The 14718-nt window shown below is 65.5% G+C and carries 12 protein-coding genes; all 12 read right to left on the bottom strand.

Annotated elements, in window-relative coordinates:
- Positions 1 to 7: 7 nt before the first annotated feature.
- Positions 8 to 388 carry a VOC family protein gene (locus V9K97_RS09530; RefSeq protein ID WP_337317680.1) on the bottom strand — a complete coding sequence of 127 codons (381 nt, stop codon included), beginning with the start codon at positions 386 to 388 and terminating at the stop codon, positions 8 to 10.
- Complete coding sequence (locus V9K97_RS09525) at positions 385 to 1368, bottom strand: hydroxymethylglutaryl-CoA lyase (RefSeq protein WP_337317679.1); 984 nt, start codon at positions 1366 to 1368, stop codon at positions 385 to 387. The genes V9K97_RS09530 and V9K97_RS09525 overlap by 4 nt, the downstream gene beginning before the upstream one ends.
- Positions 1365 to 2540 carry a CaiB/BaiF CoA transferase family protein gene (locus tag V9K97_RS09520; RefSeq protein ID WP_337317677.1) on the bottom strand — a complete coding sequence of 392 codons (1176 nt, stop codon included), beginning with the start codon at positions 2538 to 2540 and terminating at the stop codon, positions 1365 to 1367. The genes V9K97_RS09525 and V9K97_RS09520 overlap by 4 nt, the downstream gene beginning before the upstream one ends.
- 105 nt (positions 2541 to 2645) lie before the next feature.
- The gene (locus tag V9K97_RS09515) at positions 2646 to 3419 is read right to left on the bottom strand and encodes a hypothetical protein (protein ID WP_337296335.1); all 774 of its coding nucleotides are present in this window, start codon (positions 3417 to 3419) and stop codon (positions 2646 to 2648) included.
- Positions 3419 to 4117, bottom strand: coding sequence for a phospholipase D-like domain-containing protein (locus tag V9K97_RS09510; protein WP_337317675.1), 699 nt, complete (start codon positions 4115 to 4117; stop codon positions 3419 to 3421). Before V9K97_RS09510 ends, V9K97_RS09515 begins: the two co-directional genes overlap by 1 nt.
- A gap of 348 nt (positions 4118 to 4465) precedes the next feature.
- Positions 4466 to 9709: a DNA repair ATPase gene (locus V9K97_RS09505; RefSeq protein ID WP_337317674.1), complete on the bottom strand. Its 5244-nt coding sequence runs from the start codon at positions 9707 to 9709 to the stop codon at positions 4466 to 4468.
- Positions 9710 to 9721: 12 nt separating this feature from the next.
- A complete protein-coding gene (locus V9K97_RS09500) occupies positions 9722 to 10267 on the bottom strand; it encodes a zf-TFIIB domain-containing protein (RefSeq protein ID WP_337317672.1) in 546 nt (181 codons plus the stop codon).
- Positions 10268 to 10278: 11 nt separating this feature from the next.
- A complete protein-coding gene (locus V9K97_RS09495; RefSeq protein WP_337317671.1) occupies positions 10279 to 12447 on the bottom strand; it encodes a hypothetical protein in 2169 nt (722 codons plus the stop codon).
- A gap of 53 nt (positions 12448 to 12500) precedes the next feature.
- Positions 12501 to 13145 (bottom strand): ubiquinone biosynthesis protein, encoded by a 645-nt coding sequence (locus V9K97_RS09490; RefSeq protein ID WP_337317669.1) that lies wholly within the window; start codon positions 13143 to 13145, stop codon positions 12501 to 12503.
- 27 nt (positions 13146 to 13172) lie between these two features.
- Positions 13173 to 13535 carry a hypothetical protein gene (locus V9K97_RS09485; RefSeq protein WP_307700269.1) on the bottom strand — a complete coding sequence of 121 codons (363 nt, stop codon included), beginning with the start codon at positions 13533 to 13535 and terminating at the stop codon, positions 13173 to 13175.
- Positions 13532 to 14245, bottom strand: coding sequence for a PspA/IM30 family protein (locus V9K97_RS09480; protein ID WP_337317667.1), 714 nt, complete (start codon positions 14243 to 14245; stop codon positions 13532 to 13534). The genes V9K97_RS09485 and V9K97_RS09480 overlap by 4 nt, the downstream gene beginning before the upstream one ends.
- A 15-nt stretch (positions 14246 to 14260) precedes the next feature.
- Positions 14261 to 14677, bottom strand: coding sequence for a YjfI family protein (locus tag V9K97_RS09475; protein WP_337315628.1), 417 nt, complete (start codon positions 14675 to 14677; stop codon positions 14261 to 14263).
- Positions 14678 to 14718: the final 41 nt, after the last annotated feature.

The following is a 14718-nucleotide window of genomic DNA, read 5'->3' as shown; positions in this document are numbered from 1 at the left end:
GGCGCCCTCAGAGCGCCAGCTCGGAGATTTCGATGAGGTTCAGGTCAGGGTCGCGCACATAGACCGAGCGGATGCGCGATGTGGCGCCCGTTCGCATCACAGGGCCTTCGATGATCGGCACGCCCCTGTCCTTCAGGCGCGCGATCACGTCGTCCAAGGGCATGCTCGCGATGAAGCACAGGTCCAGCGAGCCGGGCATTGGCACTTGCGCCTTGGGCTCGAACTCGTGTCCCTTCACGTGCAGGTTGATCTTCTGGTTGCCGAAGCGAAAAGCCTTGCGGCCCGGGCCAAAAGTCTCCAGCGTCATACCCATCACGTCGACGTAGAAGCGGGTGCAGGCCTCCTCGTCCGTGGTGGTGAGCACCAGGTGGTCCAGATGGTCGATCATGTCTGCAGCTCCTTGCCGCGGTGCGCATGCGCACGGGCCGCGATGTCGTTGAAATCGGCTGGCGGCGCATGCCGGGTGAGGCGCTGACCGGCGCGGGAAACCTGGCTCGGCAGAGCGTGCTGCACCAGGGCCTCGAGTTCCGACGCGGCTTCGATCAGTCCGTCGAGATTCATGCCGGTTTCATAGCCCATGCATTGCAGCATGTGCACCACATCTTCGGTGGCCACATTGCCGGTCGCGCCGGGTGCATAGGGGCAACCGCCGATGCCGCCCAGCGACATGTCGAGCCGCTCGATCCCTGCCTCGACCGCGGCCACGGTGTTGGCAAGTCCCATGCCGCGCGTGTTGTGAAAGTGCGCCGTCCATTGCATTGCTGGGTGCCTTGCCAGCACCGCCTCGCAAGCGGCCTGCACCTGCGTGGGAAAAGCCATGCCCGTGGTGTCGCACAGCGTGATGCCCTGCACCCGCAGCGCGGCGAAGCGGTCGATCCATTCGAGCACCGTGGCAAGCGGCACCTCGCCTTCCATCGGGCAGCCGAACACGCACGAGAGCGAGACGTTCACCGGCACGCCGGCCTGCCTTGCCAGCGCTATGACTTCGGTGAGTTGGGCGAAGGATTGCTCGCGTGTCATCCGCAGGTTGCTGAGGTTGTGCGTTTCGCTCACCGACATGACGATGTTGAATTCGCCGATGCGGCTTTCCAGCGCGCGCTCGGCCCCACGCAGGTTCGGCACCAGCGCGGTGTAGACCACGCCGGGGCGGCGCGTAATGCGCTGCATCACCTCTTCGCCATCGCGCAGTGCCGGTATCGCCTTGGCGGAAGTGAACGAGGTCACCTCGATCTTGGCGTAGCCGAGCGTGCTGAGGCGGTCGATCAATGCGATCTTGTCGTCTGTGGGGATGAACCGGCTTTCCATCTGGAAGCCGTCTCGGGTGGCCACGTCGTTGATGAAGAGCCGCTTGCCGTTGCCTGCTTTCATACGGCCTCGCTTTCTTCGGTGCGGCGTGCGGGCCAGCCCGGGCCTTTCAGATCGCCCGTGTGTTCGCCGAGCCGCGGCGCAGGGTGTGCAATGCGGCCCGGCGTGGCGCTGAGCTTCGGCACGACGCCGGGCACCTTGAGCGTTCCGCCATCGGAAGTGGTCGCCTCCACGATCATCTGCCGTGCCTGGTATTGCGGATCGGCGGCGATGTCGGCCACCGAGTAGATGCGCCCGACGGGCACGCCCGCCGCATCGAGCACCGCCAGCACCTCGTCGCGGCTACGCTGCAGCGTCCAGGCCTCGATGGCTGTATCGATTTCTTCCACGCGCGCCACGCGGCCGTCGTTGTGCACGAGCTGCGGATCGTTCTCCAGGTCCGCGCGGTCGATGGCCCTCATCAGCCGGCGGAAGATGCTGTCGCCATTGCCCGCCACCAGCACGTAATGTCCGTCGCTGCACTTGTAGGCATTGGTCGGCGCAATACCCGGCAACGCGCTGCCGGCACGCTCCCGCACCGCGCCGAAAGCGTCGTATTCGGGCAGCAGGCTTTCCATCACGTTGAAGACCGACTCATACAGCGCCACGTCGATGAACTGCCCCTCCCCGCCATGGGCCGTGCGGTGGTGCAGTGCCGTGAGCACGCCGATGACGCCATGCAGCGCAGCCAGCGTGTCGCCGAGCGAAACGCCCACGCGCACGGGCACCCGGCCCGGTTCGCCGCTCAGGTAGCGCAGCCCGCCCATCGATTCGCCGAGCACGCCAAAACCCGGCTTGTCGCGGTAGGGGCCGGTCTGCCCGTAGCCGGAGATGCGCAGCATGATGAGCCGGGGGTTGAGTGCATGCAGCTGCTCCCAGCCCAGGCCCCAGCCTTCGAGCGTGCCCGGCTTGAAGTTTTCGATGAGCACGTCGGCCTCGAGCGCCAGGGCGCGCACCGCCTCCTGGCCTTCAGCGCTGCGCAGGTCTAAGCACACCGAGCGCTTGTTGCGCGACTGCACCTCCCACCACACCGAGGTGCCTTCGCGCAGCATCCGCCATTTGCGCAGCGGGTCGCCGACGCCGGCAGGCTCGACCTTGATCACGTCGGCGCCGAATTCCGCCAGCGTCTTGCCTGCGAACGGGCCGGCGATGAGCTGGCCGAGTTCCAGCACCTTGAGGCCTTCGAGTGCGTTCATCTGCGTCTGTCTCCTGTTGGAATGCCCCAACTCTAGGAACAGATCGCGTCCGCCGGAATTGCTCTGACGGCAGCACCCCTTCGCAAAATGCGAAGGCCCGGAACCCTACTTTCTTTTTGCCGTTGCAGGCTTGACGGGCGGCAGCGGCGCTGCCTCGGGCGCCTTGACCCACCCGCGCAACAAGATGCCGAGGAAAAGACCGCCCGCAAAAATCGCCCAGTACATCCAGACTGGCATGTTCTCCATGCCGCTGTGCAGGTTCATGCCGAATGCAGCGCCAACGGCCATGAGCGGAAAAGTCAGCGCGGCGATGGTGTTGAGCTTGTGCTGCGCACGGCTCACTTCACGGGTAGAGCGCGCCTGCGCCTCGGCCGCGTGCGCGAGCCGGTAGTCGAGCGACATGCGGGTGTCGGCCAGCAGCAGCTCCAGGCCGCGCGTGATCTCGACCGCCAGATCGCGCAGGTCGATCAGCATGAGGTCTTCCTTGACGGCATCGCGCGCCGCCTGCAACGCGGCCTGCATGTTCATGGCGGCGCGGGTCAGCGGAATGAGCGGACCGAGAACCTGGAAGAGGTCTTCGGAAGTTTCAGCGGCTGCGTGCCTGGTCTCGAAGGTAGCCAGCGCCGTGCGGTAGCTTTCGAGCAGCTTGGCAAACGCCCGCTCGCCGGGGTTGTTGCCCTTGTGGAACCAAGCGCCATCGGGCTTGCGCAAGAACACCGCCGGCTTGCGCTCCGCACCGGGGCCGGCGGGCGGCTCGTGCAGGATCACCAGCAGATGGCCCTGCTCGTGAATGATGCGCTGCGCACCGTAGCTCGCGCCTCCCAGCCGCTGCTGGATTTCAGGCGGCAGTTCCCAGTCGTAGTCGATTCTTCTTGGCATCAGGCGGCCTGCAGTTCTTTCCACAAGATGTCGAATTCGTCCGCAAAGCGGCGCACCAGCGAGGGGTCGTTGCTCAAGATCACGTTCTCCTCGTTGTGCTCGCAGGCGCTGCGGGTCCAGTTGTAGCTACCGTTCAGCAACCGTGCGCCGTCGAAGATGGCGAACTTGTGGTGCATATGCGCCTCGGTGCGGTCCACCGCAATTGGGATGCCCGCCGCGCGCAATTGCCCTACGTCGCTGCCACGATCAAATTCTTTGTCGTTGTCGGTAATGAAGCGCACTGCCACGCCGCGCCGATGTGCGGCCAGCACCTCGGCGGTAATGCGGTCATCTGAAAGCGTAAACACGCACAGATCGACCGAGCGCCTGGCGGCCTTCAGCTGCTGATTGATCGCCTGCAGGCAAGCGGTGCCGGGGCTGAAGAAGGCTTGCGAGTGCACTGCAACCGCATCGGGAGAGCGGCCCGTGTCGATCGAGCGGACCACGCCTTCGAGCCACTTGAGCAAGGACAACTGCTCCGGGTCGGCTGTGCGGGAGCGCACCAGGTCGAACGCGCGATTGCGCAGCTGGCGCAGGCCGTCTTCGGGCGGTGAAGCTTCGCGCAAGATGTGGACCAGCACGCGGCGCTCGTCATCGCTGAGGCGCTCGTCGGCCATGGTGGCGTCCAGCTGGGCCAGTAGTTCGGGTAGTGCGGACATTTCAGTGAATCTCCATAGTGCTGCGCGTATTCAGGGGCTCTTGTTCAGGGCGCGTGCAAAGGCCACCGGGTACTCCCCTCCGCGAATGTCCCCCGCCTTCGGCTCCTCCTTTATTTCGCTGCGGGGAGCACCCGATGCCCTGTGCACACTGGGCGATGCGCTTGTTCCGCTCGATCAACCACCGCTCTGCCCAACGCGCACGTCGATGGGGTGCCTTGCGCAGCGAAATAAAGGAGGAGGCCGCAGGCCGGGGGACATTCGCGGAGAAAGGTACCCCGTCGGCGGGCGCGCGCCCTGAAGAACCGCAGCGCGAAACAGCATGACGCAAAGAAAGACAACCCCTCATTCCTAGCCCTCCTTGTCCGGCTTGGGAGAGCGCTTCACCACGCTACGCGCAGCCTGCACTTCAGCCGCAAGCCGCTCCATGTCCTGCTTGATCGACCGGTCGAGCTCGAGCCGGCGTTCGGTGGCGGTTACTAGCGGCAGAATCAGTTCGCGATAGGTCACCGCAATCTGCAGCATGGCGTCGGCCAGCCGCTGGCTTTCGCTCGGGCCTTCGGCGGGCGGCTTGGGTTTGAGCGCATCGACCGCGCGCGCCACGTCGAGCATGCTGCTTGCAATGCGCTGGCTGCCGTCGACGTCGTCGCCGCCGAGCTTTTTCTTTCGCACGAACTCTTCGCAGATGGCCGCCCAGCGCGCGCTTTCTTCCGGCGTGGGGCTGCCCAGAAGCTGCGCAAGCCTCAAGAGGTTTTCTTCCGCGCCGGTGGTCAGGGTCTGCGCCTCGCCGCGGTAATGGTCGCGCAGCAAAGCGTCGAGCTCGTCGTCGCGCATCAACGCGGTGATCTTGCCCGCGAGCTTGGTCATGTTGCGGTAGCTGCCCTGCAGCTTGAACGGCGGCGCCGTGCGGTAGGCCTCCTGTTGCGCGGCCGATTCGATGTAGGCGAGGTTGACCTTCAGCAGCAGGTCGCGCGCACGGAACAGGCGCTGCAGCAGTGCCTTTATCTCTTCCAACTCAACCGCACTGTACGCATGTGAAAGCGCGCTGCTCGGCACCTCGTGGCCCTGCGCCATCTTGACCAGCAGCTGCACGTCCTTGGGGTCGCGCGAGGCCAGCGGCATCAGCGTGGGGTTGGAGGTCAGGCTGTTCTCGATGTACGAAAGCGCAAAGGCCGCCTCGCGTCCCGAGAGCACGTCGCCCAGGTTGTAGATGTCCGCCCGGTTGGCCAGCATGTCCGGGATCTTGAACACGTCGCCCGACTCGGTGTACGGGTTACCGGCCATCACGATGGCAAAGCGCTTGCCGCGCATGTCGTAGCTGCGCGGCTCGCCGTTCCACACGCCCTCGATGCGGCGCGTGCCGTCGGCCAGCGCAATGAACTTCTGCAGAAACTCCGGGCTCGTGTGCTGGATGTCGTCCAGGTACAGCATCACGTTGCTGCCCATTGCCAGGCCGAGGTTCAGCTTTTCCAGCTCTTGCCGCGCGGCGCTGTTGGGCGCGTTGGCCGGGTCGATGGCCGTGACGCCATGGCCCAGCGCCGGGCAGTTGATGCGCACGAAGATCAGGCCGAGCCGGTCTGCCACGTATTCCATGAGCGTGGTCTTGCCGTAGCCGGGCGGCGAGATCAGCAGCAGCAGGCCCATGCGGTCGGTGCGGCTGCCCTCCCCCGCCGAGCCGATCTGCTTGGCCAGGTTGTCGCCGATGATGGGCAGGTAGAGCTCGTCGATCAGCTGGTTGCGAACGAAGGTCGAGAGCGGCTTGGCCTGGAACTGGCTCAGCTTGAGCCGCGCCTTCTCGCGCTCGAGCAGCTCGTGGCGCAAGCTGTGCAGCGCCTCGTAGCCCGGCACCGCATGCGTGGTGTGAAACAGGAAGCGGCGCCAGAAGTCGTTCAGGTTCAGCGTCATGCGGCCATCGGCCACGCGCGGATGTTCGCCGCGCAGCCCTTCGACCGTGCGGTCGAGCGCCACGTTGACACGCTTGCGCTGCATCGGCATGGCCAGCACGCTGGCCGCGTCGTCTACCCAATCGACCGACTGCGGCGCCTGATGAACCGCATAGGCACGCACCCAGTCGCGCGCAAGGCGCCAGCGCTCCGCCGGCGGTGCGGCATCGAGATCGTGCTGCCACGCATCGCGCCGTCCACCCCTTTCGAGCTCGCGAAGCAACGCGGCGGCCAGGTCTTCGCCCGCACCCGATACGGCCCAGGTTTCCCCGCCGTGCTCGCCGGCCAGTTCGCGCACTAGGTAGGCAGCCGCCTGGCCGCACACGGTGGACACGCGGCCCTGGTGGGCGTCGCGCTCTTCTTCGGTAGCGGTTTCGGCCAACGGCAGCAGGTCGGGCAGCATGTCGCGCGCAAAGTGGTTAAGCGCGCGCGCCGTGTCGGCTTCGAGCTGCTCCAGCGCGTCGCGGCGGGCGAACAGGGCCTGCATCTGCAAGGCGGCGCGCGCACGCCGCAGCAGCGATTCGCGGTGCGCGATCAGGTGGCCGTGCTGCCAGTAGAGCAACGCAAGCGCGCGTTCGGTCGGCCCCCATGCGAGCAGGCCGGCCTGGTCTTGCATTGCGACGAGCGCGCCCAGCAGGCGCAGCGCGTCGTCGTCATGAATGCCCTTCTGGTAGCCCTCCTGGTAGCGCGCGGCTGCAAAGCGGCGCACCATTTCGAGCAGCTGCGGATGCAAAGGGTCTTCGGTGAGGAGCGTGACCACCTCGGCCCAGGTGCGCTCGGCCTTGCCATCGAGCAGCGACTCGAGCAAGCGGCCGGCCAGGTATTCGGCGCGCGACAGTTCGGTGGTTTCCGAAACCAGCGCCTGGTTCCAGTAGCGTTGCAGCGGCAGCAGGCGCGGCTCGTCCACGGGGCTCAGGTAGTCGGTGCCGGTGACCTGGTAGGCCATACCGCTCTCGCGGGCCACCAAGGTCAGGTCGACGGGCTGGCGGTGCACGGTAAAGGCATGACGGCCCAGGCGCAGGGTGTCTCCGCCTTCGCTCACCAGTTCGCGTTTGTCGCGAATCGAACGCAGGGCCTGGTCGCGCGCCGTCTTCAGGCGCGTGTCGAGCTCGTCCGCCGGCACGGCGGCGCCGAGCGTGCGCAGGTCTGCAATCAGCGTGTGCAGCTTGCCGATCATCGGATCGGCCGCGAAGTAGCTGTGAACCTGCTTCAGGTCGCCGAACTGCGCAACGCGGCGTGGAATACCGTCGAGGATGCGCCCCGCCGCGTCGACCACGCCCTGCGCACGGCGCTGGCGGGCCTCCACCAGGCTCTGGCGGCGCGCGGAAAGCGCTTCGTACACGGTCTCGCGCTTTTCGGCGATGTCGGCCAAAAAGTCTTCCTGCTCGGCAAAGCGGCCTTCGATTTCTTCGAGCTGGGCCAAGAGGCGCGTGAGCGCGTCGTCGCACTTCTCGGGCGTGTCGGCAAACTCCAGCGCGTTTTCCACCGCCTGGCTGAAAAGCTTGAACTGCGCACCGAACTCCGCGCGCGCCTCGGTTGCGCCGAGTGACTTGCGCCGCGCGCGTGCATCGGCGCGCATGCGGTTGATGTCGGCGTAGATCAGCGAGATGCGGTCGAGAATCGAAGTGCGGATCACCGCATCACCGCCTGGCAGGCTCCCGAGCTGTTCGGTCAGCAAATCGAGGCCGGCCGCTTGCTCGTCGAGCGTTGCCAGCATCTGGCCAAGCGCGGGCGAAGTCGCAAGATTCGGCAGGTCTAGCGCCAGCTTGTCCAGTGCCTGGCGCTGGCCGCTGAAGGCCGTGTCCGCCGCCAGGAACTGCATGGCCCGTTCGCCGATGCGCTGCTGCTCGGTCTCGAGCGCGGCGTCCATGGCGGCGATGCGCGGCAGGTCGGCGTAGCGCAGCTCCTTGAGCATCTGCAGCGCGCCGCGCCGTTCGCGCAGGCGGCCCAGGGCCTTCACGAAATCGTCGGGCGCGCGCCAGAGCGTGCTGGCAATGTCGACCAGCAAGGCGTGCTGCTCGTCTTCGGCACGGGCCAGCGCGCGCGCGGTCTCGCGGCGGATGGTGTCGACCTTCTCGAACTCGGCCAGCGTGCTGCGCGCCACGTCGGCAATGCTGCGCAGCTCGCCCATCAGGCCGGCCGCCTCGGAGGCGTCCAGCCAGAAGTAGGCGTCGCTCACGCGGGTGCACTGGCGAATCAAGTCTTCGTACGCAGCGCGCGTGGGCGCCTGCTCGCGTACCGCACGGGCAATGCCCATCAGGTCGCTCACGCCGCGCACCAGCTCGGCATTGCCGATCTTGCCGAAGAAGCCGGTGGCGGGCGGCTGCGCGCTCACATGCTCTTCGCTGGCGAACGGCGTCTGCCAGAGCTGCATCGGGTGCACACGCGTGGGCTCGCCGGCGTCGCCGTTGAACACCAGGATGCGGCCGTCGGCAAAGCGCGCGTAGCCGTTGGCGATGATCGGCGTGGCGAGCTTCTTGTCGATCAGGTTGTAGTTGAAGAGCGCATAGCGCCCCGGCTTCGGGTCGTAGAAGACGTAGGCCACGTCTTCCCCGTTGGGCGAGCGCAGCATGCGCTTGAAGCGCAGGCTCTCCACCACTTCGCCCGGCAGGTCGAAGCGCTTGTACTCGCCCGACTGCAGGTAGTAGCCGCCCGGAAAGATGATGCCGTGGTCTTCGGGCAGCTGCACGCAGGAGCCGCCGATGGCGTCGATGCGCTCGACCTGCTGCGTGCGGATGTTGAAGACCAGGTAGCGCGTGACCTGCTCGCGGTAAGGCTTTACGCGCAGCAAGATCAGCATGCCGAGCTTGGCCCACGAAATCTCGGCGTCGGTCAGCGACTGGCTCTTGTCTTCCACCGGCTCGCTGTAGATACCAAGGCCGGTTTCGGTGTTGTTCTCGATCTTGACCGTGAGGTCGCCGCCCAGCGTTTCGACAAACACCGTGTCGAGCACGTTCACATGGGGGTGCTTGCCGCCCACATGGTCTTCGCGCGTGGCAACGGTCCATTCGAAGTCGTGGCTCGCGGGCAGCGCAATGTCGCGTTCGCCGCGGTTGTCGATGTAGTGGATGTCGCCGCTGCGCTCGATGGCCCAGCGGAACACGCGCACGTCGCCCAACTGCTGGCCGATCTGGAAGGACGCGAGCAGCTTGTCCTGCGTGACGCGCAGCTGCAGCATCGTCGCCTGCTTGTAGTAGGCGTACAGCTCACGAAAATCGGAGACGAAGCGCGTGTCTTCGAGGAAGGTGCCGGCCAGCGGCACGGGCTGCAGCTCGTCGTTCTCGGTGGCGGCCTCTCCGGGCACTGCCAATCGGTAGAGCCCGAACACGTCGCTCACGGCCGTTTCCTTGCGCAGGCCGATAAACACGTTGTAGCCGAACAGCAGCAGATCGCCAATGCGCACGATGTCGCGCGCCACGGCGTTGTTCTCGGTGCGCGCGCGGGTGCGCAGCACCAAGGCCTGCTCGGAGCGGCCGAACTCGGCGAGACGCCGCTCGTTGAGCGCCTGCGTCTTCGCGAGCAGGCCTTCGCCCTGTGTTTCGAGCCGCTTCTTCAGCAGGTCGTAGCTGCCGCTGCCGAACACCAGGGTTTCGGTCTGGTCAGACGGCGCCTGGGCGCCGGCCGGCGCCCCCGATTCTTCCGTGGGTTGCATAGATCGGCGCGGTCAGTCCGCGCGCAGCAAAGCGAGCAATTCGTCGCGGTGGGGCTGGGTGTCGAGCCAGGCGCGAATGCGGTCCAGCTCGTCGATGCAGTCGTTGCCGTAGCGGCGGCGCAGCGCGGCAAGGCGCACCTCGCGCACCTCTTCGGTCTGCAGTTGCCGCTGCCACCTGTCGGACAGCAGTTCGTCGAGCCGGTTGGCCAGGCCGCGGCTCACGAGCGCACGCCATTCGCCCTGGTCGAACCAGAGGTTCTGACAGGCAATGCATCGGTCGATGCGAAAGTCGGGCCCCGCGCTCACGCGCAGGCGCTGCATGAGGCGGTCGCACTCGGGGCAATGCCGCACCGATGCGGCATCGAACACTTCGATGACCTCGTCATCGATTGCATGGGGTTCGCGCGCAGGGTCGGCGGCCTTCCACGCGCGCCAGTCTTCCATGGACATGACCATGCCGCCGCAGTCGGTGCAGTTCACGGCCAGGAGCGCCTCGGCCAGGGCAACGGCTTGCATCGGCGAATGCGCCGAGCAGCTGCATTTGAGGTTCGGGTTCATTGCGCGCCCACTCAGTTGCGGAAGGTGGAGATCAGGTTGCTCAGCGCGGTTTTCTGGCTTTCGCTGCCGTCTCTGGTAATGCGGCTCATGAGCGCCGCAACGCTGAGGTTCTGGATCTCGCCGGACGAATTGCCGAGCGCACCGACGATGTCGCGCAGGTCCTTCACCACGTCGCGGTCGCCGGCCAGCTGGTCCTTGAAGGCCACCTGCAGCGCATTGCTCTTGGAGATGACGCCGTCGATGCCCTTGCCCACGGACAGCGAGCGCACGAAGCTGTCGAAGTAGTCGCCCTGCCCGCCCACGATGTCGATCTTGGCGTTGGCGAGCGCTGTGCCCAGCACCTCGGCCTGCTCCTTGGCGATGGAGGTCTGCGCATCGATGCCCTTCATGGTTTCGATGTGCGACTTTTCCAGGCGCATGCGGAACTCTTCGTGGTCGCGGGTGTCCGGGCTCATTGCCTTCATGGCTTCGAACTTTTCGTGCAGGCCCTTGGCCTCGGCGCTGAAGCGGGCTTCGATCACCTGCGCGTCGGCCTGGCCCGACTTCAGGGTGGCTTCGGCGTCGGCCGTGCGCACGTTCACTTCGGCAAGGCCGAGCTTCTCCTTGCCCGAGGCTTCAGCGTCGAACTTGGCGCGCATGCCCGCGGCCTCGGCCTGCGAGCGCGCCTCGATCACCTGCGCATCGGCCTGGCCGGCCTTGAGGACGGCGTCGGCATCGGCCTGCCGCACATGCACGTCGGCCAAGCCGAGCTTTTCCTTACCGGAAGCCTCGGCCTCGAAGCTCGCGAGCTTGGCTTGCGCGGTCGCAATCTCGACCTTGGCGGCGGCAAGGCCCGGCGCGGCCGAGATGGCTTCCACGCCTTCGGCTTCGCGCTTCTTCGATTCGGCATCGCGCTCGGCCACCTTCAGCTTGGCGTCGGCCAGCGTGAGTTCTTCGGCCGCCTTGTGGCGGGCGCGCTTTTCTTGCGTTTCGGCCGCCTTCACGTCGAGCACCATCTTCTCTTCGGCCTGGCCCTCGGCCATGATCACGACGGATTTCTTGGTGCGCTCGGCCTCGGCCACCACGCGCAGTTCCTTGATGGCTTCTTCCTGCTCGGCCACGGTGCGTTCGACCACGATGCGCTCGCGAATCACGTCGGCAATCGCCTTCTTCTGCACTTCGACGGCCTTGTCCTTCTCGATGCGCTGCAGCGTCACTTCCTTTTCGCGATCGACAATTTCAAGATCGCGGGCACGGGTGACTTTTTCTTCCTCGATGGCGACTGCGCGCTTGCGGTTGTTCTCGGCCACTTCCTTTTCGCGCTGCACGTTTTCCTGCTGCACCGAGATGGACTGTTCGGCAACCAGGCGCGCGGTTTCGGACTTGGTGCGCTCTTCGGCCTGGATCTTGGCGGTCTCGGCCTCTTCCCGGGCGCGCACGCTGGCAATTTCGCGCTGCTGGCGCGCGGTGGCGTCGGCCTGCTGGCGCTCAAGCTCGAGCAGCGCTTCCTGCGTTTCGACGTTCTTCTTCTTGATCTGCATTTCCTCGTTGCGGCGCAGTTCGTTGGTGCGCACATGCTCGACCGCCGTCAGCTCGGTGATCTTCTTGATGCCCTGCGCATCGAGGATGTTGTTGGTGTCGAGTTCCGACAGCGGCGTTTGCTCGAGGTAATCGATGGCGGCGTCTTCGAGCACGTAGCCCGAAAGGTCGTTGCCGATCTGGCTGATGATCTGGTCGCGGAAACCGTCTCGCGCCTGGTAGAGGTCGACAAAATCCATCGACTTGCCGACGGTCTTGAGCGCTTCGGAGAACTTGGCCGAGAACAATTCTTCGAGCGTTTCGTGGTTCGAAGCGCGCGCGCAGCCAATGCCCTGCGCCACCTTGAGCACGTCGTCCGCGGTCTTGTTCACGCGAACGAAAAACTTCACCTTGATGTCTGCGCGAATGTTGTCGCGGCAGATGAGGCCTTCGTTGCCGGAGCGGTCGATCTCGATGGTCTTGACCGAGATGTCCATCAACTCGGCCTTGTGGATGATGGGGTAGACCATTCGCCCGGTGAAAGTCACCTCGGGCTCGGCGCGCAGCGTGTTCACGATGAGCGCGTGGCCCTGTTCGATCTTTCGATAGAACTTGGCGAACATCGCGAACAGGCCGAGGATGACCACGGCCAGGATGGCCACGGCAAAGAGGATGGGCTCCATTTTTTCTCCAGAGATGCTTTAAGAGCGAACGAACGGTAAGGGGATGCGCGCGGTCAGACGATGTCTTCGTGCGCTGCGATGAGGTAGCGGCCGGCCACCTCGTCGTATTCGAGAATCAGCGCTTGCGATCCGCGCTTGAGCGTGTTGGGCGTGGGCGCCCAGACGCGAATGTTCAGGCTGGCGCCGCGGCGGGCCACTTCGGCGCGGCCGTCCTTCTCGTTCACCACCCCGGTGACGACGCGGCAGGCTTGCCCGACCAGCGCCGCATTGCTCACGGCCGTATGGCTCACGAACAAGCCTCGCAGCGGGCGAATGGCCACGGCAGTGACGGGTATGGCAATGGCGGCGCTCGCCACCAGCAGCACCGTACCGGCCAGGAGCTTGAGCGGCAGCGTGGGCACCAGCGGCAGCAGCCACTCCCCGCCAAGGCAGGACAGCGTCCACGACACCAGCACCAGCAGGCTCACCGCCACCGAGAACGGCACGCCGTTCAGGCCGAACGCGACCACGTAGCTCGCGAGTTGCCCTATGTCGCTGGTGTCGCCGTCGGCGTGGGTCTGCACATCGACATCGATGCCGCTGTGCTCAATGTCGACCATGCCGGCCACCGCGAGCACCCAATAGATCACCACGACGCCCAGCAGCACCGTGTAGATCGCGGTGGGGTACCCCGTCACCGCATCCATGAAATTTCCCATTGACCCTCCCGCGTGCGGGTTGTGTTTTTATCTTCGGCCCGGCTTCGCTGCGCCAGTGCCCTTTTTCTTTCCACCACTTGCAAAAGCAATCAGATCCCGCGTGGCCCTCTCCTTGATGGCCAGGCGGTCGTCCGGGGCGAGCCCATATCTCGCCGCCAGAAACTCGTAGTCTGCCGCATTCAGCGACACGGTCAGGCGCGGCCGCTTGGGTTTGGACGTTGTCGCAAGCCCCAGCACCTGCCGGATCTGGTCGGAGGTGGACACGTGCTGCTCGAAGGCCGCCGTGCGCACCGCCTCCAGCACGGCCTCTTCCACATCGAACGCCACCTGAACGGCGCGTATCGCCTCGTCCGAGCCTTGCCAGCGAACCGGCTTGACCCGTACGGTCATTGGGTGCCGGGCTCCGCCGGTTTGGCCTGGCGGGCGCGGATGCGCTCCATCACCAGGCCGGTGCGGTCGACATCGCTGCCGATGCCCGCGGCCGCCAGCTTCTTTTCGAGAGCGCTGTGGCCGAGCTCGTCTTCGAGTGCCTGGCTCGCGGTCATCCGGTCGGCCAGGTCTTCGTGGCGCCGGCGGATGCGCTCGAGCGATTCGCGCGCATTGGACAGGCGCGAACCGCCCGCGCCGATGTTCTCGGAGATCGATTGCGTGGCGAGGTAGACGCTCTCGGTGGTCTTGGCAATGCCGATCTCGCGCTCATGCTCGCGAATGCGCACTTCGGCCGTCTTGATGAGGTCCTTGAGCTTGGACACCTGCAGCGCGTAGGAGGCATGCGCCTTGGCCTGCTCCTCGAGCTCTTTTTCGAGCGTGCCGACCTTGGCCGCGACGTCGAGCGCCAGGCCTTCCTGCGTCTTGTTGAGCGCCTCGAGTGCCAGGCCTTCGTAGCGCGTGACCTCGTTTTTAAGGCGTTCGATTTCGCGGGCCGATTGCATCTCCTTGGCCATGACGCCAGTGAGATCACCCTTGGCCTTCTCGATGCTGTGCTTGGCATCGATGATTTCCTGCTCGTAGATGCGCGTGGCATTGCTGTCGACCACGCTCTCGCCGATTTCGCGGGCGCTCCCGCGCAGCAAGGTGACCAGTTTCTTGATGACCGTCATGATGATTTCCGCCTTTTAGTTCAGGAATTCGGACAGGGCGTCCAGCGCATCGAGCGCGTTGTCGCTGAGCACCGCCACTTCGCGCGCGATGTCTTCGACGCTGGCATTGCGGCCGAGCGCACCGGTGAGCACATAGCGGCCATCGACGCGGCCGAAGGACGACAGCGGCACCGAGGGATTCAGGTCGAGCAACGACTCGAGCAGCTCGGTCCGGCGCTCGGGCTTCACTTCTTCTTCGGTCCAGAGATAGCAGATGCAGATCACCTGCATGTCTGAACTGGTGATGAAGATCGGCAACTCGTCCCGGCCCTCGATGCTCACCTGCACCACGGGCGTATGGCCGGGAATAGGCTGCAATTGCATCGCAAGTCCGCCCATTGCGGCACCGGCCAGAACGTCAAGCCCCTTCAGTTGATCGAGCAGTGATTGCATACCCCTCCTTTTTGTTCCTGACGTTCACTATAGGTGCGCCG

The sequence above is a fragment of the Variovorax sp. CCNWLW186 genome, assembly GCF_037203865.1.
In the GTDB taxonomy this organism is placed as follows: Bacteria; Pseudomonadota; Gammaproteobacteria; order Burkholderiales; family Burkholderiaceae_C; genus Variovorax.
Note: the sequence above shows the minus strand (reverse complement) of the source record. Positions and strands in the feature narration are given on the sequence as shown.

Coding starts and splice junctions, on each gene's coding strand:
- V9K97_RS09490 (WP_337317669.1), bottom strand. CDS start 13,145: ATGGGAAATTTCATGGATGCGGTGACGGGGTACCCCACCGCGATCTAC.
- V9K97_RS09515 (WP_337296335.1), bottom strand. CDS start 3,419: ATGCCAAGAAGAATCGACTACGACTGGGAACTGCCGCCTGAAATCCAG.
- V9K97_RS09510 (WP_337317675.1), bottom strand. CDS start 4,117: ATGTCCGCACTACCCGAACTACTGGCCCAGCTGGACGCCACCATGGCC.
- V9K97_RS09520 (WP_337317677.1), bottom strand. CDS start 2,540: ATGAACGCACTCGAAGGCCTCAAGGTGCTGGAACTCGGCCAGCTCATC.
- V9K97_RS09525 (WP_337317679.1), bottom strand. CDS start 1,368: ATGAAAGCAGGCAACGGCAAGCGGCTCTTCATCAACGACGTGGCCACC.
- V9K97_RS09505 (WP_337317674.1), bottom strand. CDS start 9,709: ATGCAACCCACGGAAGAATCGGGGGCGCCGGCCGGCGCCCAGGCGCCG.
- V9K97_RS09500 (WP_337317672.1), bottom strand. CDS start 10,267: ATGAACCCGAACCTCAAATGCAGCTGCTCGGCGCATTCGCCGATGCAA.
- V9K97_RS09495 (WP_337317671.1), bottom strand. CDS start 12,447: ATGGAGCCCATCCTCTTTGCCGTGGCCATCCTGGCCGTGGTCATCCTC.
- V9K97_RS09480 (WP_337317667.1), bottom strand. CDS start 14,245: ATGACGGTCATCAAGAAACTGGTCACCTTGCTGCGCGGGAGCGCCCGC.
- V9K97_RS09485 (WP_307700269.1), bottom strand. CDS start 13,535: ATGACCGTACGGGTCAAGCCGGTTCGCTGGCAAGGCTCGGACGAGGCG.
- V9K97_RS09530 (WP_337317680.1), bottom strand. CDS start 388: ATGATCGACCATCTGGACCACCTGGTGCTCACCACCACGGACGAGGAG.
- V9K97_RS09475 (WP_337315628.1), bottom strand. CDS start 14,677: ATGCAATCACTGCTCGATCAACTGAAGGGGCTTGACGTTCTGGCCGGT.